The organism is Polaromonas sp. UC242_47 (assembly GCF_044452385.1).
Taxonomy (GTDB): domain Bacteria; phylum Pseudomonadota; class Gammaproteobacteria; order Burkholderiales; family Burkholderiaceae_C; genus Polaromonas.
This window is the reverse complement of sequence record NZ_JBIOAO010000001.1, coordinates 910563-931577: the sequence shown is the minus strand read 5'-3', so window position 1 is coordinate 931577 and position 21015 is coordinate 910563. Positions and strand designations below refer to the sequence as shown.

22 protein-coding genes and 2 pseudogenes are annotated in these 21015 nt (G+C 61.5%); 4 read left to right on the top strand and 20 right to left on the bottom strand.

The window, feature by feature from the left end:
* Positions 1–89: 89 nt before the first annotated feature.
* From ACHMXK_RS04580 to rpoH, 3 genes and pseudogenes are all read left to right on the top strand, one after another.
* A pseudogene (locus ACHMXK_RS04580) lies at positions 90–1470 on the top strand (MmgE/PrpD family protein).
* Positions 1471–1525: 55 nt separating this feature from the next.
* Positions 1526–2515 carry a D-2-hydroxyacid dehydrogenase family protein gene (locus tag ACHMXK_RS04575; RefSeq protein WP_397438084.1) on the top strand — a complete coding sequence of 330 codons (990 nt, stop codon included), beginning with the start codon at positions 1526–1528 and terminating at the stop codon, positions 2513–2515.
* Positions 2516–2866: 351 nt separating this feature from the next.
* Positions 2867–3811: an RNA polymerase sigma factor RpoH gene (gene rpoH, locus ACHMXK_RS04570; RefSeq protein ID WP_397438082.1), complete on the top strand. Its 945-nt coding sequence runs from the start codon at positions 2867–2869 to the stop codon at positions 3809–3811.
* 107 nt (positions 3812–3918) lie between these two features.
* Here the strand turns inward: rpoH and ACHMXK_RS04565 are convergent, their stop codons facing one another.
* From ACHMXK_RS04565 to ACHMXK_RS04545, 5 genes are all read right to left on the bottom strand, one after another.
* On the bottom strand, positions 3919–4548 hold the full coding sequence (locus ACHMXK_RS04565) for an SCO family protein (RefSeq protein WP_397438081.1): 630 nt from the start codon (positions 4546–4548) through the stop codon (positions 3919–3921).
* Positions 4545–5459, bottom strand: a complete 915-nt coding sequence (gene cyoE, locus ACHMXK_RS04560; RefSeq protein ID WP_397438079.1) for a heme o synthase — start codon at positions 5457–5459, stop codon at positions 4545–4547. The genes ACHMXK_RS04565 and cyoE overlap by 4 nt, the downstream gene beginning before the upstream one ends.
* Positions 5456–6637 carry a heme A synthase gene (locus ACHMXK_RS04555; protein WP_397438077.1) on the bottom strand — a complete coding sequence of 394 codons (1182 nt, stop codon included), beginning with the start codon at positions 6635–6637 and terminating at the stop codon, positions 5456–5458. The genes cyoE and ACHMXK_RS04555 overlap by 4 nt, the downstream gene beginning before the upstream one ends.
* Positions 6638–6763: 126 nt before the next feature.
* On the bottom strand, positions 6764–7453 hold the full coding sequence (locus ACHMXK_RS04550) for a hypothetical protein (RefSeq protein ID WP_397442439.1): 690 nt from the start codon (positions 7451–7453) through the stop codon (positions 6764–6766).
* Positions 7454–7511: 58 nt separating this feature from the next.
* The gene (locus ACHMXK_RS04545) at positions 7512–8252 is read right to left on the bottom strand and encodes an SURF1 family protein (RefSeq protein WP_397438075.1); all 741 of its coding nucleotides are present in this window, start codon (positions 8250–8252) and stop codon (positions 7512–7514) included.
* Positions 8253–8270: 18 nt separating this feature from the next.
* On the opposite strand from ACHMXK_RS04545, the gene ACHMXK_RS04540 reads away from it, so the two are divergent.
* Positions 8271–8492: a twin transmembrane helix small protein gene (locus tag ACHMXK_RS04540; RefSeq protein WP_397438073.1), complete on the top strand. Its 222-nt coding sequence runs from the start codon at positions 8271–8273 to the stop codon at positions 8490–8492.
* Between the two features lie 40 nt (positions 8493–8532).
* Here ACHMXK_RS04540 and ACHMXK_RS04535 read toward each other — a convergent pair whose 3' ends face one another.
* The 15 genes and pseudogenes from ACHMXK_RS04535 to ACHMXK_RS04465 form a co-directional block, all read right to left on the bottom strand.
* A complete protein-coding gene (locus ACHMXK_RS04535; protein ID WP_397438071.1) occupies positions 8533–9414 on the bottom strand; it encodes a cytochrome c oxidase subunit 3 in 882 nt (293 codons plus the stop codon).
* Positions 9415–9468: 54 nt separating this feature from the next.
* Complete coding sequence (locus ACHMXK_RS04530) at positions 9469–9678, bottom strand: DUF2970 domain-containing protein (protein ID WP_397438070.1); 210 nt, start codon at positions 9676–9678, stop codon at positions 9469–9471.
* The gene (locus tag ACHMXK_RS04525; RefSeq protein ID WP_397438069.1) at positions 9675–10274 is read right to left on the bottom strand and encodes a cytochrome c oxidase assembly protein; all 600 of its coding nucleotides are present in this window, start codon (positions 10272–10274) and stop codon (positions 9675–9677) included. Before ACHMXK_RS04525 ends, ACHMXK_RS04530 begins: the two co-directional genes overlap by 4 nt.
* Positions 10275–10277: 3 nt before the next feature.
* Positions 10278–10391 (bottom strand): cytochrome oxidase small assembly protein, encoded by a 114-nt coding sequence (locus tag ACHMXK_RS04520; RefSeq protein ID WP_397438067.1) that lies wholly within the window; start codon positions 10389–10391, stop codon positions 10278–10280.
* A gap of 26 nt (positions 10392–10417) precedes the next feature.
* Positions 10418–12064: a cytochrome c oxidase subunit I gene (gene ctaD / locus ACHMXK_RS04515; protein WP_397438065.1), complete on the bottom strand. Its 1647-nt coding sequence runs from the start codon at positions 12062–12064 to the stop codon at positions 10418–10420.
* A gap of 78 nt (positions 12065–12142) precedes the next feature.
* Positions 12143–13318: a cytochrome c oxidase subunit II gene (coxB, locus tag ACHMXK_RS04510; RefSeq protein ID WP_397442438.1), complete on the bottom strand. Its 1176-nt coding sequence runs from the start codon at positions 13316–13318 to the stop codon at positions 12143–12145.
* 125 nt (positions 13319–13443) lie between these two features.
* Complete coding sequence (locus ACHMXK_RS04505) at positions 13444–13944, bottom strand: DUF2244 domain-containing protein (RefSeq protein WP_397438063.1); 501 nt, start codon at positions 13942–13944, stop codon at positions 13444–13446.
* A 243-nt stretch (positions 13945–14187) separates the two neighbouring features.
* Positions 14188–14496, bottom strand: coding sequence for a cytochrome C oxidase subunit IV family protein (locus tag ACHMXK_RS04500; protein WP_397438062.1), 309 nt, complete (start codon positions 14494–14496; stop codon positions 14188–14190).
* A gap of 91 nt (positions 14497–14587) precedes the next feature.
* A complete protein-coding gene (locus tag ACHMXK_RS04495) occupies positions 14588–15271 on the bottom strand; it encodes a heme-copper oxidase subunit III family protein (protein ID WP_397438060.1) in 684 nt (227 codons plus the stop codon).
* Positions 15272–15281: 10 nt separating this feature from the next.
* Positions 15282–15935 (bottom strand): cytochrome c oxidase subunit 3, encoded by a 654-nt coding sequence (locus tag ACHMXK_RS04490; RefSeq protein WP_397438058.1) that lies wholly within the window; start codon positions 15933–15935, stop codon positions 15282–15284.
* A pseudogene (locus ACHMXK_RS04485) lies at positions 15932–17684 on the bottom strand (cbb3-type cytochrome c oxidase subunit I). The gene ACHMXK_RS04490 and the pseudogene ACHMXK_RS04485 overlap by 4 nt, the downstream one beginning before the upstream one ends.
* Before the next feature lie 25 nt (positions 17685–17709).
* Positions 17710–18858, bottom strand: a complete 1149-nt coding sequence (locus ACHMXK_RS04480; protein ID WP_397438056.1) for a c-type cytochrome — start codon at positions 18856–18858, stop codon at positions 17710–17712.
* A gap of 20 nt (positions 18859–18878) precedes the next feature.
* Positions 18879–19379: a hypothetical protein gene (locus ACHMXK_RS04475; RefSeq protein WP_397438054.1), complete on the bottom strand. Its 501-nt coding sequence runs from the start codon at positions 19377–19379 to the stop codon at positions 18879–18881.
* Between the two features lie 62 nt (positions 19380–19441).
* A complete protein-coding gene (locus ACHMXK_RS04470; RefSeq protein WP_397438052.1) occupies positions 19442–19963 on the bottom strand; it encodes a GlsB/YeaQ/YmgE family stress response membrane protein in 522 nt (173 codons plus the stop codon).
* Between the two features lie 140 nt (positions 19964–20103).
* On the bottom strand, positions 20104–21003 hold the full coding sequence (locus tag ACHMXK_RS04465; protein ID WP_397438050.1) for a biotin synthase: 900 nt from the start codon (positions 21001–21003) through the stop codon (positions 20104–20106).
* Positions 21004–21015: the final 12 nt, after the last annotated feature.

Genomic DNA, 21015 nt, shown 5'->3' with positions numbered 1-21015 from the left:
TAAGGGCTGTAGCCCTTGTTCCACGGGCGTAATCAGCTCCTTTATTCATAGCATTTTTTCACTCCTGGCATTCCCTGCCGAAAGACACCATGGCCCGCAATACCCAGGTCGCCGCCGACCACAACGCCCCACCCGTCACCCAGATCCTGGCCCAACACGTGGCCACCCATCCCGGCTACCTGGCCGGTGGCTGGAGCGCTGCGGTCGACCATGAAGCCCACCGCACCTTCATGAACTGGCTGGGCTGTGCCGTCGGCGCGGCCCACCACGAAGCCGCCGACGCCGCGCTCGCCGCCGTCAACATGCTGCAACCGGCCGCGCAAGCCAGTGTGCTGGGCCGGGCCGAGAAGGTCGACATGGCCAGCGCCGCGCTGCTCAACGGCATCACCTCGCACACCTTTGACTTTGACGACACGCACCTGAAAACCATCATCCACCCGGCCGGGCCCGTCGCGTCGGCGGTGCTGGCACTGGCCGAACACACGGGCGCTTCCGGCCGCGAGTTGATAGACGCGCTGGTGCTGGGCATTGATGTGTCCTGCCGCGTCGGCAACGCGATGTACCCCGAACATTACGACCGCGGCTGGCACATCACCGGCTCCACCGGCACCCTGGGCGCCGCCGCCGCCTGCGCCCGCCTGCTCAAACTCGACGTGGCCAAAACCGCGATGGCGTTAGGCATTGCCGCTTCGCAGCCGGTCGGCATGCGCGAGCAGTTCGGCACCATGACCAAACCCTTCCACCCCGGGCGGCGCAGCGCGTGCCGGCCTGATGTCGGCTCTGCTGGCCAGCCAGGGTTACACCGCCAGCCCCAAGGCGCTGGAAGCGCCGCGCGGCATGATGCAAACCGTCTCCACCAAAAACGACTGGAGCGAAATCACCAGCGAGCTGGGCCAGCGTTTTGAGATTTCCTTCAACAGCTACAAACCTTTTGCCTGCGGCATCGTGATCCACCCCAGCATCGACGCCTGTGCGCAGTTGCGTGCCCAAGGCGTCACGCCGGAACAGATTGAACGTATCGAACTCAAGGTGCATTCCCTGGTGCTGGAACTGACCGGTAAAAAAGAACCCGCCGACGGCCTGCAGGCCAAGTTCAGTGTCTACCACGGCTGTGCCGCCGGCCTCTTCTTCGGGCGCGCCGCAGAAGAAGAGTTTTCCGACGAGGTGGTCAACCGCGCCGACCTGGTGGCGCTGCGCCGCAAGGTGGTGGCCACGGTGGACGACTCGATCGACGAAGCCAGCGCCGATGTCACCGCCGTCCTCAAAGACGGCCGCCGCGTGCACGTGTTTGTCGAACACGCAATCGGCTCGTTGCAAAACCCCATGACCGATGCCATGCTGGAAGCCAAGTTCCGCGGCATGTCGGACGCCGTGATAGGTGCCGGCCAAACCACGGCGTTGATCCAGGCCTGCTGGGCCGTTGGCAACGCCGGCGATGTACGCGCCCTGACTGCGCTCGCACGGCCATGAGCCGCCGGGCCGTCCCCAAGGCGAATAACGAAGCGCGTGGCGCGGAGATGACCCAATGAGCGTGCCCCGGCCCCACATCGTCGTCCTCGACGACAGCGAACGCGCCTTGCGCCGCCTGGCCGACTGGGGCCGTATTGATGCGCAGGCCGATGTCAGCATCCACCACGCGGCGTTAAGCGGCTCGGCCCTGGTGGCGGCGCTGAAAGACGCCGACGTGATTGTGCTGATGCGTGACCGCACACCGTTCACCGCCGAGTTGCTGGCGCAACTGCCCAAGCTGCGTTACCTGGTCTTCACCGGCACGCGCAATGCCAAACTGGACCTGGCAGCCCTGGCCGCGCGCAAGATCCCGGTCAGTTGCACCAAGTTCGGGCCGTCCAAGGACAGCACTTGCGAGCTGACCTGGGGCCTGATCCTGGCCGCCACCAAACAACTGGCCAGCCAGACCGCCAGGCTGCAGGCCGGCCAGTGGCGCAGCGACACGGCGGCCCCGCTGCCCGGCACGCTGGTCGGCCAGCGCCTGGGCCTGATCGGCCTGGGTGAAATCGGCGGCCGTGTCGCCCGGGTCGGCAAGGCCCTGGGCATGGACGTGGTGACCTGGAGCCCGCGCATGACGGCCGAACGCGCGGCCGAACAAGGCGTGGGCTTTTTGCCGCTGGACGAGTTGCTCGCCAGCTCGCAGGTGGTGAGCCTGCACTTGGTGGTCTTGCCCAGCACCCGGCATGTGCTCAACGCCCAACGCCTGGCGTTGATGCAGCCCGGCAGCCTGCTGGTCAACACCTCGCGTTCGGAACTGATAGACACCGCTGCGCTGGTTCAGGCCCTGCAACAAGGCCGGCCAGGGTTTGCGGCGCTGGACGTGTTTGACGTCGAGCCGCTGCCGCTGGACGAGCCGCTGCGCCAGTTGCCCAATGTGTTGCTGACGCCGCACCTGGGTTTTGTGACCGAGCCGGTGTTCCAGCGTTTTGCGACGGGCGTGACGGAATGCCTGCAGGCCTGGCTGAGTCAGCAGCCACTGGTTCGGGTGGTGGCGCCCGCAGCCTGAATCGCTACTGAATTCATAGCTGTCTGCGACCGCAGCTACTGGGCTAGAGCCCTGTTTCATCTAAATATAGGCCAGATTCACGCCTTTGGCAGGCCGTGAAGCGGCCCTGGCCCAGCCTTTCTGGCCCCGTCCGGCAGGGACAACCTCTTCAACAGGCGGATTTTGACGCCCCGGCCACTGCTTTTCGTCCTACACAGGTCGACTGAACTAAAACGCAAAATCGCGGACTAATACGGGGTAGACCTAGGGTTTATGCGTATTAGCCTGACCCTATCAAAGCCATTGATCTTCTTGCTTAGCACTCTCTACTGCTGAGTGCTAATATTGACTTCAGAAAAGGAGTTCTGCCTTATGTCCTATGCGCTTTCCCCCCAAGTGGCACCCTCAACGACGGCCTTGGCGAATGCCAATCCCTGGTCGTTGCTGCCGCCGCTGGGCAACCTGGACGCTTATATTTCTGCGGTCAACCGCCTGCCCATGCTCACCCTGGAGCAGGAGCAGGAGTTCGCGCGCAGCCTCAAAGACAACAATGACCTGGATGCCGCCGGTAAGTTGGTGCTCTCTCACTTACGCCTGGTGGTGGCCACGTCGCGCAAATACCTGGGTTATGGCCTGCCCCACGCTGACCTGATCCAGGAAGGCAATATCGGTCTGATGAAGGCGGTCAAACGTTTTGATCCGGATCAGGGCGTGCGTCTGGTCAGCTACGCGCTGCACTGGATCAAGGCCGAAATGCACGAGTACATCCTGAAAAACTGGCGCATGGTCAAGGTGGCGACCACCAAGGCCCAGCGCAAGCTGTTTTTCAACCTGCGCTCGATGAAACAGGGCTTCAAGGACGACGCCGATGTGGCGACACACCGCGACACCTTGACCGAAGGCCAGATCAACTCGATGGCCAAAACGCTGAACGTCAAGCGCGAGGAAGTCATAGAGATGGAGCAACGCATGTCGGGCGGCGACGTGTTGCTGGACCCCAGCCCCAGCGATGACGGCGAAGACGCGTTTGGCCCGATTGCCTACCTGTCGGATGCAACGCAGGAACCGACACAGCTGATGGAGTCGCGCCAGCGCGACGTCCTGGCGAGTGACGGCATCACTGCGGCCCTGCAGGACCTGGACGACCGGTCGCGCCGCATCGTCGAGGAACGCTGGCTCAAGGTCAACGACGACGGCTCGGGCGGCATGACCTTGCATGACCTCGCGTCCGAATACAAGGTCAGCGCCGAACGGATTCGCCAGATTGAAGTGGCGGCGATGAAAAAAATGAAGAAGGTTCTGGCCGCTTTCGCTTGAGAAAGCCTGATAGCGCCTGACACCTTGCCTGCAAGGGTCGCTAGAGCGGCCATTGCAAAGCCTGCACCCGACCATCGCGTGCAGGCTTTTTTTTTGCCCGCGGCGGGTCAGTTGCCCTTGAGCAGCAGCCGGATGTCGCCGGCCAGCAAGGTGGCGCCACTGCCGTAACGGCTGTACAAACGCACGCGGCCCTGCGGGTCGTAAATATAGCTGCCGGCGGAATGGTCCAGCGTGTAGCTGCCCGGGGTCTTGCCTTCGACCTTTTTGTAAAAGGTCTTGAAGTCCTTGCCCAGTTGCGGCAATTGGTCCAGTTCGGGACGCAGCGCCAGAAAGGTCGGGTCGAAGTTACCCATATAGGCCTTGAGCACCGCCTGGGTGTCGCGCTCGGGGTCCAGCGTGACAAACAGGCCTTGCAGCTTGTCGCCGTCAGTACCCAGCATTTTTTTGATCTCAGCCAACTCCGCCATGGAGGTCGGGCAAACGTCCGGGCACTGGGTGTAACCGAAGAACATCACCACCACCTTGCCCTGGAAGTCCTTGATGCTGCGCGGCTGGCCGTTGTGATCGGTGAGCTGGAAGTCCTTGGCGTAATCGGCGCCGGTGATGTCTATGCTGGCAAACTGCGGCTTGGCTTCGGTGCAAGCACCTAAAAGGGCTGCAGCCCCCGTCCATAAAGCGCCAGCAGCTATTAATCGGATAGCGTTTCGCTTGCTAAGGGAAGTGGATGAAATACTCATACGAGGTAGTGATCCAGCAGCAGGGCTGCGAATAAAACAGACAGATGAATCAGCGAGAAACGAAAGGTTTTGCGCGCCAGGGCGTCGGAATAATTGCGCCACAACCGCCAGGCGTACCAGCTGAAACCAAAACTCAGGACAATCGCCACCACCAGGTACAACCAGCCGCTCATCTTGAAGATAAACGGCATCAGGCAGGCGGCAAACAAGACCAGCGTGTACAAAAAGACCTGCAGGCGCGTGAACTCGTTGCCGTGGGTGACGGGCAACATGGGCAAGCCGGACTTGCGGTAGTCCTCGACCCGGTACAAGGCCAGCGCCCAGAAGTGCGGCGGCGTCCAGAGAAAGATGATCAGAAACAGAATCAGCGCTTCGGGGCTGACGTTGCCGGTCATGGCGGCCCAGCCCAACACCGGCGGCATGGCGCCTGAGGCGCCACCGATCACGATGTTTTGCGGCGTCAGCGGTTTGAGGATCACGGTGTAAACCACGGCGTAACCGACAAAGGTCGCAAAGGTCAGCCACATGGTCAGCGGGTTGACCCAGACGTACAAAATCCAGGAGCCCAGCACACACAGCGCGGCAGAAAACGCCAGGGTCAGCGGATTGCTGATCTGCCCCTGCGCGGTGGCGCGCCAGGCGGTGCGCCGCATCTTGGCGTCAATGTGCTGCTCGACCAGGCAGTTGAAAGCCGCCGCCGCACCGGCCACCAGCCAGATGCCGGCGCAGGCCACCAGCGCCAGTTTGATATCGGCCCAGCTCGGCACACCGGGCACGGCCAGCACCATGCCGATCAGGGCGCAAAACACAATCAGCTGCACCACGCGTGGCTTGGTCAACGCGTAAAACTGCGCAAATTTGGAAGGGATGTGGGGCACCGCAAGGGCCGCCGAAGAGTCGGTGGGGTTCATGATGTCGAAGCACTCAATTTTGACGCACCCACCCTGGCTTGGGCGGGTCGGCTGGAAAAAATAGCACCGGTCAGCACCACCACCAGGGCGGCCGCCCCGCCGGTGTGGGAAACCGCCGCCACCAGGGGCCAGCCCAGCACGACGTTGCTCAGGCCGGTGGCAAACTGCCACAAGGCCAGGCCGCCTATCCACAGCCCATAAGAACGCATGGCCGGCATGCGTTTGAGCTGCCAGGCCAGCAGCAGCAGCGCGGCAAACACCAGGTAGGCCGCCAGCCGGTGGACATAATGGATGGCGGTCAGTGCCTGAAAGCTGATGTTGTCACCGTCCAGCCCGGCGCCCAGCGCCCGCCAGAAAGTGAACCCTTCCCTGAAATCCATGGCCGGCCAGAAACTGCTCTGACAGGCCGGAAACTCACTGCAGGCCAGCACGGCGTAATTGGTGCTGACCCAGCCGCCCAGCGCAATCTGCAGCCAGAGCAGCACAAAAGTCGCGGCCAGCAGCAGCCAGGTGCCGGCCGGCAGGGCCACCCGTCGGGAGGCGTCCTGCGCCTGCGTGTAACGCACGGCCTGGGCCTGCAACAAGGCCAGCAGAACCAGGCCGCCCAGCAGGTGCAGGGTCACAATCATGGGAAACAGCTTCATGGTGACCGTCAAGGCCCCAAAAGCGCCCTGAATACAGACCCAGACCAGGGTCGCCGTAGGCCACCAAGGCGAAATAACATGGCCCCCACGCTCGGCACCGGCGTGTCCGCGTTTCGCCACGCGCCGCTCACGCCAGGTGAACACCGCCAGGGTCAGAATCAACACACCAACCCCCGTCGCCAGGTAGCGGTGCACCATTTCTATCCAGGCTTTGGAATGGGTGACGGGACCGGTCGGCATGGCCGTCTGGGCGGCACTGATGTGCTGCTGCGCGCCCACCGGGCTGGCGTGGCCGTAACAACCCGGCCAGTCAGGGCAACCCAGGCCGGAATCGGTCAGGCGTGTGAAGGCGCCGAACAACACCAGGTCAAAGGTCAGGAACAGGGTGACCAGCGTGAGCACACGCAGGCGGCGGGCGGTGGGCTGGTTTTTGTTGCGCAGCCAGACCCAGGCCAGCGGGGCCATGGCCAGCATCAGGCCGGTGCCCATCAGGCGCAGCGCCGGGCTCAGGTTGTAAAGGTCTTGTGTGTCCATGTCAGTCCGTGCAGCACAGGGGTTTCACGCCAGCCAGGGCCGCGGAACCGGCTAAGCCGGGCCGCAGGCGCAGCGCCCCCTCGGGGGGCAGCGCAGTACGCGAAGCGACAAGCGTGGGGGCCACGTTCACCGGCCTTCCTTGTCCCAGGAGCTGGAAGCGCGCAACAGCCGCTCCAGATCACGTTTGGCCTGGGCGGCACCGGCCGCGTCCATATTGGCCGGGAAACGCATCATCCAGTTACCGATGGGGTCCACCACGTACAGGTGATCGGTCAGCTTCTGGCCGGGTGCGGCTTGCAGCCACTGCTCGAGGCCGGCCACACGCAACACGGTGGCGCCTTGCAGTGCGGTGTTCAGTTTTTCGGGAATCGCCGCCTCGTCGCTGACCAGCCAGACGCGGTCCAGCCGCTCTTTTTCCCGGCCCAGGGACTCGCGCATCTGGCGCTGGAGATACAGATACTGCTCACAGGTGGCGTCGCAGGCGCCGCCCGCCACGCTGACCAGCAGCCACTGCCCCTTGAGCGCCGGCAGCTCGATGCGGCTGCCGTCGGGCGCCACACCGGCCAGCGCCGGCAGCGGACGCTGCGGGTCAATCAGCTCGCCATAACTGCGTCTGGCTTCGGGACGGATCACGTAGTAGGTGAAATAGGAGGCAATCACCGGCGCGGCACACACCAGCAACACGGCCAGCATTTTCCAGCGTCCCGAGCGGGTATCGGGCGTACGTGCGGCTGCGGCCGAATCCAGTGTCGGCAAGGCATGCACGGTCAGGCCCAAAGGCTGGTCCCGCCCACCTGGCGTGGATGACGCAGCCAGGCCAGGGGGGGATTGGGAAGAATCAGAAGATGGGTGTTGCACGGTAAAAATCGTCGTTTTAGGAATGCTGTGAATGCCGCTTGCCGCGACGCGGAAGAATCAACTGGAACCAGACATACAGGCCAGCCACCAGGGCGCACAGGCCAAACCACTGGAAGGCGTAGCCATAATGTTTGTCCACACCGGTGTTGGGCGCCGACCAGTCGCGCAGCAAGCCTTCGCTGGCGGCGCCGGTCTGCAGCAGCGATGCCGGAAGCAGCGGCACCCCGATTTCGGCACTGAAAGCAGCGACGTCGAGATTTTGCCGGATACGGCCTTGGTCCGCCCCCTCGAAGGCGTAAAGCTTGGAAGGTGGCGGGGCCATGCGGCCGGGCACGTTGACCAGGCCTTCGGGGGTGACGACGGCGGGTAGCCGTGTGCGGTCGCCAAAGTCGCGCGGCACCCAGCCGCGTTGCACCAGAATCCACTGCCCGCTGTCCGCCAGCGCCAGCGGCGTCACGACCCAGAAGCCGGACTTGCCGTCCATGGGCCGGTTGTCGAGGTAAACCGTGTGCGCGGCTTGCCAGGTGCCTTGCAGCACGGCGCGCCTGTGCATCACATCCGCTATATTTTTAGTAGCTAGCAGCGCCCGACCATCCATGGCTGGAAGCCTGTTTTGTGCATCAATCGCAGCCTGCAGCGCTTCTTTCTGCGCGGCGCGGCGCAACTGCCACTGGCCCAGCGAAAACGTCAGCGCCACCATCAACACGGCGGCCAGGGTCAGCACCACAAAGCGGCGGGTCTGAAGGCGTGAGCTCATGCGCGGATAATCCTGTTCATGACTTATCTCGTAGCTCTTGCATTTTTGGCCATCCTGGCCAGCCTGGCCTCGGCGCTGTTTTTCATGCTCAAGGACGGCAGCAACGGCAAAAAGAAAACCAGCAACATGGCGCGCGCGCTGGCCTTCCGTGTCGGGTTTTCTATTGTGCTGTTCATCTGTGTTCTGCTGGCCTGGAAGTTCGGCTACATCCAGCCTACGGGCATTCCGGCTGGAAAGTAAAAAAAGCGCCTCGCGGCGCTTTTTTCCGGTGTGGCCAGGGTCACAGCCAGTAGACCAGGATGTACAGGCCCAGCCAGACCACGTCCACAAAGTGCCAGTACCAGGCGGCGCCTTCAAAACCGAAGTGACGTTCTGCCGTGAAATGCCCGTTTTGCAGGCGCAGCGTGATGAACAGCAGCATCAACATGCCGACAAACACGTGAAAGCCGTGAAAACCCGTCAACATGAAAAAGGTCGAGCCGTACACGCCGGACGTGAGTTTCAGGTTGAGTTCGCTGTAGGCATGGAAATATTCATAACCCTGCACACACAGGAAAACAATACCCAGCAGCACGGTCGCCCACATGAAGGCGATGGTTTTGCCGCGATGGTTTTCGCGCAGGGCGTGGTGAGCGATGGTCAGGGTCACACCCGAGGTCAGCAGCAAGGCGGTGTTGATGGTGGGCAACCAGAACGGGCCCATGGTCGTGAACGGCTCGATGATGTCGGCGGGTGATCCGGTGACACCGGCGGCCATGCTGGGCCAGACGGCTTTGAAGTCAGGCCACAACAAGGCGTTGTCCAGGCTGCCCAGCGTCGGCAGCGAATGTGAACGCGCCCACCACAAGGCCGTGAAAAAAGCGCCGAAAAACATCACTTCCGAAAAGATGAACCAGCTCATGCTCCAGCGGTAGGACAAATCGATCTTGTGCCCGTACAGGCCGCCTTCGCTTTCCCGCGCCGCAGCGCGGAACCAGAAAAACAGCACCGCCAGCCACCAGACCATGCCCAGCGCCAGGGAGTAAGCCCCCCAACCCGCGCCGTTGATCCACTGTCCTGCGCCCAGAATGACGAAGAACAGGCCGATCGACGTCATCACCGGGTAGGCCGAGGGCTCCGGGACGAAGTAATAAGGGGTTCCTGCATGTGCTGCTGACGACATTTCCAACTCCTGTTTCGCTAAATTCTGAATTTATTCTATTGATGGTCTGGTGGCTTATTTGCCCACCACCCAGGTAGCCAGAAGAATCAGGCTACCCACAAACACCAGCACCCCGATCAGCGCCACGATCACGATGTGCACCGGATTGAGCTGCTCCACGTCTTTTTCATAGTCACCGCGATCACGCAGACCGACAAACGACCAGGCCACGGCCTTGATGGTCCGCCAGATCGATCCCTTGCGCTTAGTCACGGGTTCGTTCATGCGCCTGGCTCCTGCTTGGGGCTCACATGCACGGCAGCCACCGGGGCTGCCGGCGTTTTACCGCCGACTTCGAAGAAGGTGTAAGACAGCGTGATGGTGCTCACGTCCTTGGACAGCTTGGGATCGATCACAAAGGCCACGGGCCATTGCTTTTTCTCACCCGGGGCCAAGGTGTACTGGCTGAAACAAAAACATTCCAGCTTGTTGAAGTGGGAACCGGCCTGGGCTGGCGCATAGCTGGGAATCGCCTGCGCCGACATGGTGCGGTCCTGCACGTTCTGGAATTCATACATCACGGTGGCCAGCTCGCCCGGATGCACCTGCAAGGAGCTGACCGCCGGCTTGAACATCCAGGGGCCACGTGCATTGGCGTCAAACTCGACGGTGATGCTGCGGCTGGTATCAACCTGGGTGTTGGCCGACAGGGTCGGCGTGGCACCGGGAATCAGCCGGTCGCCCAGCGCCAGGACGTTGATGCCGGTCATCTCGCAGATGGCCTTGTAAATCGGCACCAGCGCATAACCGAAGAGAAACATGCCGAGCACAATCACGCCCAGCTTGCTGACCATCCTGACGTTTTCTTGCTTCAGGCCCATGGCTCAGCCCTTGCCAAAAAAGACCAGCTTGGCCATGAAGCCGAGAAAAAACACGAGCGCGATCGAGGCCAGGATCAGCCCCAGGCGCCGGTTGTTCTTTTTCTGTTCAGGTGTCATGGCTTGTTGCTATCTTTTCCAGCGGCTCAGTAATAACCGACGACTTTGGTCGCGGTGGCGTCCAGGCGGGGCGGTGTTTCAAAGGTGTGGAAGGGTGCTGGCGAAGCCACTTCCCACTCCAGGCCTTCGGCGCCTGCGCCGTCCGGATCATTCCAGGGACGCTGGGGGGCTTTTTCGCCCTTGCCCATCATGGTCGGCAGGACGATGAAGAGGAAGAAATACACCTGTGCCAGACCGAAGAAGAAGGCGCCCACGCTGGCGATCGCGTTGAAGTCGGCAAACTGCATGGGGTAGTCGGCGTAACGACGTGGCATGCCGGCCAGACCCAGGAAATGCATCGGGAAGAAGGTGATGTTGAAGGAAATCAGCGACCACCAGAAGTGGATCTTGCCGCGGGTTTCGTTGTACATGACACCGGTCCACTTCGGGCTCCAGTAGTAATAACCGGCGAACAGCGCGTACAAGGAACCCGCCACCAGCACGTAGTGGAAGTGGGCCACCACGTAGTAGGTGTCCTGCAACTGGATATCAATCGGCGCGACCGAGAGGATCAGGCCGGTGAAACCACCCATGGTGAACACGAAGATAAAACCGACGGCGAACAGCATGGGGGTCTCGAAAGTCATCGAGCCTTTCCACATGGTTGCGATCCAGTTGAAGATCTTCACGCCCGTGGGCACCGCGATCAGCATGGTCGAATACATGAAGAACAGCTGGCCAGTCACCGGCATGCCGGTGGTGAACATGTGGTGCGCCCAGACAACAAAGCTCAGGATGGCGATGGAGCCGGTCGCGTAGACCATGGAGGCATAGCCGAACAGACGTTTGCGGGCAAAGGCCGGAATGATCTGGCTGACGATGCCGAAGGCCGGCAAGATCATGATGTAGACCTCGGGGTGGCCGAAGAACCAGAAGATGTGCTGGTACATCACCGGGTCACCGCCGCCGGCGGGGTTGAAGAAGCTGGTGCCGAAGTGGCGGTCCGTCAGCGTCATGGTGATCGCGCCAGCCAGCACGGGCATCACGGCGATCAGCAGGTAGGCGGTGATCAGCCAGGTCCAGCAGAACATGGGCATCTTCATCAAGGTCATGCCGGGGGCACGCATGTTCAGGATGGTCACGATGATGTTGATCGAACCCATGATGGACGAAGCGCCCAGGATGTGCATCGCAAAAATACCGGCGTCCATGGACGGGCCCATCTGCAAGGTCAGCGGCGCATACAAGGTCCAGCCTGCAGCCGGCGCACCGCCTGGCATGAGGAAGGAGAACATCAGCATCAGGCCGGCAGGGATCAGCAGCCAGAAGCTGAAGTTGTTCATGCGGGCAAAGGCCATATCGGCGGCGCCGATCTGCAGCGGGATCATCCAGTTCGCAAAACCCACAAAGGCCGGCATGATGGCGCCGAACACCATGATCAGGCCGTGCATGGTGGTCAACTGGTTAAACAGTTCGGGGTTGACCAGTTGCAGACCGGGCTGGAACAACTCGGCACGGATCATCAGCGCCAACACGCCGCCAAACATCAACATCGTGAAGCTGAACAGCAGGTAGAGCGTACCGATGTCTTTGTGGTTGGTCGCAAAAACCCAGCGCCGCCAGCCCGTGGGCGCATGGTGATCGTGATCGTGGTCGCCATGGGCGTGATCGGGATGGTCTAGAACGGCACTCATCTTGCTTCCTTTGAAACTTGTCTGCGGCTTGTCTGTCTGTCAGCCGACGGGAGACGGGAGGTCTTGTGGCTGAATTTCTTACTTGCGGGCGGCCTGGACTTCAGCAGGCTGCACCAGCTCACCAGTCTGATTCGACCAGTTGTTCTTGGTGTAAGTAGCCACTGCGGCAAGATCGGTATCGCTCAGTGCTTTCCACGAAGGCATGGCACCGCCGGCAGCGCCGGTGAGCAGAACCTGAATTTGTTTGCCGTGGTCCTTGTCCAGCACGATGGCAGAACCGTCCAGCGGCTTGATCGGGCCGGCACCCTTGCCGTTGGCCTGGTGGCAAGCTGCGCAATTGGCGCCGTAGACTTTTTCGCCGCGAACTTTCAGGTCGGCCAGAGTCCAGACTTTGGAAGGATCATCGGCCTTTGCCGCGGCTTCCTTGACCTTGACGCCCACCCATTTGGCATAGTCTTCACCCGACACAACCTTCACATGGATAGGCATGTAGGCGTGTTCCTTGCCGCACAACTCGGCGCACTGGCCGTAGTAGTCGCCGACTTTCTCAGCACGGAACCAGGTGTCGCGCACAAAACCGGGAATCGCATCCTGCTTGATACCGAAGGCCGGCACCATGAAGGCGTGGATCACGTCGTTGGCAGTGGTGATGATGCGGATTTTTTTGTCCACAGGCACCACCAGCGGGTTGTCCACCTTGAACAGGTAGTCATCCGGCTCTTCGCCCTTTTTCGGGCCGCCGTTGTCGGACATTTCGCGGTGCGTGCTGTCCAGCGTCGAGACAAAACCGATGCCTTCGCCTTCACCCTTGATGTAGTCGTAGCCCCACTTCCACTGCATGCCGGTGGCCTTGATGGTCAGGTCGGCGCTGGTCGTGTCTTTGGAGGCCACCAGCACTTTGGTGGCCGGCAGGGCCATCAAGATCACGATGACAAAGGGAACAATGGTCCAGATGATCTCGACCGTGGTGGATTCGTGGAAGTTGGCCGACTTGTGGCCGACGGACTTGCGGTGTTTCCAGATGGAGTAAAACATCACACCGAACACCGCCAGGAAAATGACCAGGCAGATGATCATCATGAACCAGTGCAGCCACTGCTGCTCTTCGGCGATCTTGGTGACCGCGGGGTGCAGATTGAGCTGATTAACGGCGGGACCGCCGGGCAAGTCATTCACGGCGTAAGCGGCGGTACTGACCCAGGCGGCCGCAGATCCGAAAATTGCGCCCGCATGCTGCATGCCAAGCCGTGTCATTTTGCTCATGGTGTTGCTTACGTTCATCGTGATCACTTTTTCTGCTTCAATTACCGACCGATTATAAAGTTAGCAGCGAGTCACCCCGCCACACCTCCAGCTGATGCAAGACTTGCAGCGCCTGCTCAGCAGACCCGCAGTGCGAAACGGATCTCGCGGGCCAGCGCCGGCCGCAATTCGGGCGGCACATGCCGCCCCACCCGCACCGTCCGACCCTGACCGGACACCTCAATCAGCGAACCATCTCCATCCTTGGGTTCAATCCGAACCCACTCCCGCTTGAACTCGGCCCGCCGCGTACGCCCGGCCGACTCCAACTCAACCACCAGTTGCCTGCCTTGCAGGACGATTCTTTCACCGTCTCCCGCATGACGCACATACACCACCAAGGCGACGCCCACTGCCACGATCTCGACCCAGGCCAAGGGAAAAACCAGGGTCGCGCCCCGCGACCAGAAAAACCCCGCCATCCCCAGTGACACCACACACAGCGAGACATAAACCCATCCCAGCTGGGCCGGTGTCACGGAACGATGTCGCTTGAGAAGCCACTGCACAGCCTCGTGGCTGGGGTGACCCTGCGCGGGCACAGTGGCAAAACGAAAGGCGGGTGGCGGCTGCAACACGTGGCAACCCTCATAAACTGCGCCCCCTACCCTGCACGGGCCGCATGAGGTATGGGAACATCCCCAAAATTCAAGTGGTGATTGTAGCCGCGTTTAACTCGCGCAAGCCTGCAGTCCGGGGCCGTAAACAAGCCTCTGTCGAGCCAAATACAAGCTGGTTTTACCTCTGTGGCGCGATGCCTCAGGCTTGCCGGCAACGTGACTTTCGGACGAATGCCAAAGCCATCAGGAAAGACCGCAAGGCTAGCGAAAAAACAACAAACGTGTCAAAAAAGTATGGTTCGCTTCCGTCGCCATCAGGAAAACCAGCACCAGCAGACACATCGGCGGCAGCAAGATCGCGCAAACCAGCGCCAGCCGCTCCCAGGCCATGTGCATGAACACCGCGACGATCAATCCGGCCTTCAGCAACATGAGTATCAGGATCAGCGTCCAGCGCAGGTAGCCCTGGAGATGCACATAGTCCACCAGGTAGGACAAGGAACTGAGAACAAACAGCAAGCCCCAGACCTTGAGGTAGAGACTGATGGGGTGTTGTTGGCCGGTGTTCATGATCAAACCCTTCGACGAGCCGCCGCCAGGCGGGTTGGCGCCCCGCGCAGGGACGAAAGACAAAGCTGCCCATGGAGATTCATGGCTTTCCTCACCAGAGATAAAACAGCGCAAAGATAAACACCCAGACCAGGTCGACAAAATGCCAGTACAGGCCGACGATCTCGACAATCTGGTAGTTGCCACTCTTTTCGTAATCGCCACGCATGACCTTCCAGGCCACGATGATCAGGTAGATCACGCCAGCCGACACATGCAGGCCGTGAAAACCCGTGATCATGAAGAAACTCGAGCCAAACTGCGCCGCGCCCATCGCGTTGCCCCAGGGCCGCACCCCTTCATCGAGGATCAGCTTGGACCATTCGAAGGCCTGCATGGCGACAAAGGTTTCACCCAGCGCGGCGGTGACAAACATCAGCGCGGCGGCGTTGAAGCGGTCGCGCCGGTACGCGCAGTTGACGGCCATCGCCATGGTGCCGCTGCTGGTGATGAGCACAAAGGTCATGATCGCGATCAGCAGTAGCGGAACATCAGCGCCGCCCACGTGCAGTGCAAACACCTCGCTGGGATTGGGCCAGGGCACGGTGGTTGAAACACGCACCGTCATGTAGCCAGTCAAAAAGGAGCCGAAGATGAAGGTGTCGCTGAGCAGGAAAAACCACATCATGGCCTTGCCCCACGACACCTGAAAAGCCTGACGATCCGACGACCAGTCGGCCACCAGACCGCGCCAGCCACTGATCACTGCGGGGGCGGGGTGTAGTTCGGCAGACATGTTGCGCCTCTTAGACCGTGGTGCCACAAATGAAGGCCACAACAGCCGGCGTGAACCAGCCCAGGGCCGCAAACAGAAGCAGCCACACCACCAGCAGGAAGTGCCAGTAACGGGCGCACAGCGCGATGCGCCAGGCTTGGCGGGTCGTGTCGCCGGACAGGAACACAGCGCGCAGGGTGACGCCCCAGCCGATCAGGCCGCCCAGCACATGCAGCCCGTGCAGCGCGGTCAGCACGTAGAAAAAGCTCGCGGCCGGGTTGCCGGCCATGGCCACCCGCGCGTCCTGCAACAGCTGCCAGGCCCACAACTGGGCCCCCAGGAACACCAGCGCACACAGGCCGCCGGCCAACAGCAAGCGACGGGCTTGTGCGGGGCGACCGGTGCGCGCAGCGGTACTGGCGCGCTGCATGGCCACACTGGCGACGACCAGCAGCGACGTGCTGAGCCACAGCGGCCACGGCAGGGCCATCGACGACCAGTCGACACTTTGCATACGCATCACGTAGGCCACCAGGAAAAGCGAAAACAGCATGCCGGCCACGGCCATGAACACCCACAGACCCAGGCCGGCGGCGGCGCGCGGATCGGAGGGGCGTTGACCGCCCGTTCCCGTCAAGCCGGTGCGCTCAGCACCGACACTGAAGATCGCATGGCCCGGGTTCATGCCAAGACCTCCCGGACACCGCCCGGCTCAGGCTCTTCGCCCCCCGCCCCGGGGGCTCGTTCTGCGCCACAAAGTCCTGGCCGCACCCGGCACGCTGTAGGCATAAGCCCAGCGATACACCACAGGCAGTTGCGGCCCCCAGTTGCCGTGGACCGGTGGCGTTTGAGGCGTCTGCCACTCCAGCGACGCGGCGCGCCACGGATTGGGGCTGGCCTTCACACCCCGAAAGAAGCTCCAGGCCAGGTTGAAGACAAAAACCAGTTGCATGGCCCCCACGATGAGGGCAACCACCGTGATGAACTCATTCAGCAGATGCGCCGACGGCGGGATGAACTGGTAGTTGTTGAAGTTGTAATAACGCCGCGGCATGCCCAGGATGCCCAGGTAGTGCATAGGAAAATAGATCAGGTAAGTGCCGAGAAAAGTGACCCAGAAGTGGAACTTGCCCAGCCTGTCGTCCAGCATGCGGCCCGTGACCTTGGGGTACCAGTGGTAGATGGCGCCGAAAACCACCAGCAGCGGCGCCACGCCCATCACCATGTGAAAGTGCGCCACCACAAAATAAGTGCCCGACAAGGGGATGTCCACGCTGACATTGCCCAGGAACAGGCCCGTCAACCCGCCCGCCAGAAAGGTCAGGATAAAAGCCAGCGTGAACAACATGGGCACGGTCAGGTGTATGTCGCCGCGCCACAGCGTCAACACCCAGTTGTAGACCTTGATGGCGGTGGGCACCGCAATGATCAGCGTGCTCGTCGCGAAAAAGAAACCGAACCACGGGTTCATGCCGCTGACAAACATGTGGTGCGCCCAGACGACGAAGCTCAGCCCGCCTATGAACACAATGGCCCACACCATGGTGCGGTAACCAAAAATGGCCTTGCGTGCATGCACGCTGATCAGGTCGGAGACGATGCCGAAGGCCGGCAGCGCCACGATGTAGACCTCGGGGTGGCCGAAGAACCAGAACAGGTGCTGGAACAGCAGCGGGCTGCCGCCTTTGTAGCCGCTCACCTGCCCCATGGACACCAGCGCCGGCATGAAAAAACTGGTGCCCAGGGTCCGGTCCAGCAGCATCATGACGGCACTGACAAACAGTGCCGGAAAAGCCAGCAGCGCCAGCACGGTGGCGACAAAAATACCCCAGACCGACAGCGGCATGCGCAGGAGCGTCATGCCCTCGCAGCGCGCCTGCAGCACCGTCGTCACATAGTTCAGCCCACCCATGGTGGTGGCGACGATGAAGATCAGCAAGGACACCAGCATCAGGATGATGCCCCAGGTGTTGCCCGGCGTACCGGGCAGGATGGCCTGCGGCGGGTACAAGGTCCAGCCCGCTCCGGTGGGCCCGCCTGGCACAAAAAAGCTGGCCAGCAACACCAGGACCGACAGCAGGTAGACCCAGAAGCTCAACATGTTCAGGTAGGGGAACACCATGTCGCGCGCGCCCACCATCAACGGGATCAGGTAGTTGCCGAAACCGCCCAGGAACAGAGCGGTCAGCAGGTAAATCACCATGATCATCCCGTGCATGGTGACGAACTGGTAATAACGCTCGGCATTGATGAATTCGAACTGGCCGGGAAACCCGAGCTGCAGCCGCATCAGATTGGACAGCAGCAGACCCACCAGCCCCACCATGATGGCGGTGCAGGCGTACTGGACCGCAATCACCTTGTGGTCCTGGCTCCAGACGTAGCGGGTCCAGAAGCTTTGCGGGTGGTGCGAGGTGTCTTCAGCGTAGGCCATGGTGCTCCTTGTGGGCGACAAAACGTCACCGTTGCGCCTTCTGTTCGGGCGCGGCCGGAGGTGAACTGCCCAACGACCCGATATACGTCACCAGCGCGGCCAGTTCCTCGTCACTCAACTCTATCTTGGGCATGATGGGCGGGAAACCTTTCACGCTGCGGGTCTGCGGATTGCGAATGAAGTTTTGCAAATAGGCTTCATCCACCAGCGCGCTGGAGCCGTCCGCCATGGTTTCGGTCTTGCCATACAAGCCCTTCCAGGTTGGCCCTACCCGGGGACTGCCGTCCACCGTGTGGCAAGCCACACAACCCTTGGACTGGGCCAAAGCCTCGCCTTGGGCGACCTGTGGGCTGGCGCCGGCGGAGGTACCAGGGGCGGCGCTGGCCACCATGGACATGGCAAACGTCGGTTGTTTCTTCAGCCAGGCCTGAAAGGTCGCCGGGTCTTCCACCACCACAAAACCGCGCATGTTCGGGTGGCCAATGCCGCAAAGCTGGGCACACAAGGCTTCATAACGCCCGAGCTTGGTCGGCGTGAACCAGAAGCTGCTCATCTGGCCTGGCACGATGTTCATGCGCGCCCGGAACGGCGGCACATAAAAATCGTGCAACACGTCGTTCGAACGCAGCAACACCTTGACCGGCTGGTTCAGGGGCAGGTGCACCTCGTTGCCGGCGACAAGAAGGTCGTCCTGCCCGTCCGCGTCATCGGGCTGGAGCCCAAAGGGGTTGGCGGCGCTGACAAAACGCGCGTCGCTCCGGCCCAGCTTGCCGTCTGCGCCTGCGAAGCGGTAATGCCACTGCCATTGCTGGCCCAGCACCTCCAGCAACATGGCCTCCTGAGGTGGATTGACATATTTGGCGTAGACAAACAGGCCTGGTGCCAGCAAGGAGGCAATGCCAACCGTAGTGATGCCTATCAGCCAGCGCTCAAGTTTTTTGTTGTCGGGTTCGTAGACCGCTCGCCGGCCTTCGCGGTGGCGATAACGCAGCACGGTGTAGATGAGAAAACAGCAGATGACGATGAAAAAAAGGCTGGTCATGGCCAGCGTCACCGTCAGCATGTCGTCCATCTGCTGCCAGTTCGACGCCAGGGGTGTGGTCCACCAGGGACTGGCAAAGTGAAACAGCACCGAACCAATAACGATAACGATGAGCGCAACTGCCATAAGCACGTGCATCTCCCGGTTCAGTGTTAACGATCAGCTCCATGCCTGTCCAGTCTGGCGTACAAGAGCGCAGCGCTGACACCAAAAATCAGATGATTCACAAAGGTGGCCGAGCCACGCCAATCGGCGAACCAGGGAAAAAATTGCACCATGCCGTAAAAGTTCAGCAGGTACAGAACGGCACCAAACACCGCCCCCGTCAGCGACAACAGGCCCGAATTCGAGTCCAGGTGAAACGGCGCAACAACAGCAGCCAGCACCAGGCCCAGCAGGCTACCCAGCACGTAGTGGGCCAACAAGGCCACGGTCACGACGCCCAGGCTGAAGCCGGATGACTGCAAGGTGTCCGGCCCCATCACGATGGCGGCGATCATGTGGGAAACAGCCCAAGGGCTGGCGTGGGTGAACCAGGTGAGCCAGATCAGTTCCAGCACCATCAGCACAGCCCCCGCGGCCAGCCCGGCCACCGCTGCGGCCGGCCAGTCCGGCATGCGCTGCCGGTGGTAGGAATGCATATGAATGTCCATGGCCGCTCCTTCAAACGTGACCCCTGCACCGGCTCGACATGCGCCGGACAGGTCCCGGTGTTTCAGGGAAATACGGGGGTATCCGGATCTTCGCCCTCAAAGCGCGCTTCCGGATGTGAGGCCTGCAACAGCGCCTCGACCACGGGTACCCGCGCACTGGGCACATCCACCATCAGCAGGATTTGTCCCTGCGCAATGGCGGCTTCGAAACGTTTGAGTCTGTGGCTGGGCATGGAAATGCCGATCATGCTGGACGACCAGGCGCCAACCAACGCCCCCAGGACCCCCAGCACACCCACCATGGTCCATCCCAAGGAGTCGCCCCCTATGGAGATGGGATAAAACATGGCCACCAGCAGACCCGTCACTATGCCTATGGTGCCGCCCACCAGCAAACCGGTTTCGGCCGCGTAAATCACATCCGTCGTCTGGAAGACATTGGCGGCATTCAGACCTGTCATGGCCGTGCCTTCGCGTCCGAAAAAATGAATCTGCTTGGCCGGGATGCGTGCAAGCAGCAAGTCATCCATCGTGCGCCGGGCGCTTGCCACATCGGGTATCAGCCAGTAAATGCGTCTGCTCATAAAACCCCCTCTTATCACACCAAGTGACCACAGGAAATAGAACATGAGAACATGCACGATTTCGTTATACACCTGCACCCACGCGTGTGCAAGTTGCGCCCGCCGCCCCCGGGAAGGCAGGCCAAGGCGCGCGACCCGACTCAGGCTTTGGGTCGTTTGTCGTGCAGCATGGTGCGCATGTCCTGCACAGAGACGGCACTCAAGGCGCTGACCTTGATCTTCGGCTGGGCCTTCATCGCGTGGCCGTAAATGATTTCAAACGTCAGTGCCAGCCGGCCATCGGCCTGGCGCGGCAGATGTTGCGCCAGCGCCTCCAGCAAACGCGCTTTCCAGGCGCGGCCGCGCAAAGCCGGAAAACGCGCAGGATGAAAATTGCGCCCCAATTCGCGCAGCTCCTGCAGCAAGCGTTCCGGCGTTTCATAGGTCAGCGTGATGCGTTCCATGTCCATCACCGGTTCGGCAAAACCGGTTTGCACCAGCATGTCGCCCCAGTCGTGCATGTCGGTCAACTGGTGGCCGGCCGGCGGCCAGCCCAGCAAGGTGTAGATCTCGCGCAATTCGCGCGTGGTATCCGGCCCCAGGCAGGAGAACATCAAAAAGCCGCCCACCCTCAAGGCCTGGTGCCACTGCGCCAGCAAGGCCTGCGGGTCCGCACTTTCGTGCAGCGCCATGTTCGCCCACAACATGTCCACGCCCCCCGGCGGCGGCGCTTCGAACGACACGGCGGGCGCCGTCCAGCGTTTTGGATGCCACCACGGTTTCGCTATGTTTTTTATAGCTGCTTGCGCCCGTTCTTCCTGGGCTTCAAGCACAAAACATGCTGCATCCGGGTAAGTGTTGGTCAGTTCGCCGTGCGCCTGCAAACCACCACGCACCGCGCCCCAATGGCTCCAGGCCTGGGGCTGCAGCTTGATCCACTGCAACCTGTCCCGCATGCGCTGCGCGACTTCTTCGTGCAGCCAGGGAGAGGCCGCCGGCGCAATACGCTGCCAGTGGCTGACAGCGATCGGATCCAGGGTGGGGGGGCGTTGGGTAGGCATGAGGTGGGAAAG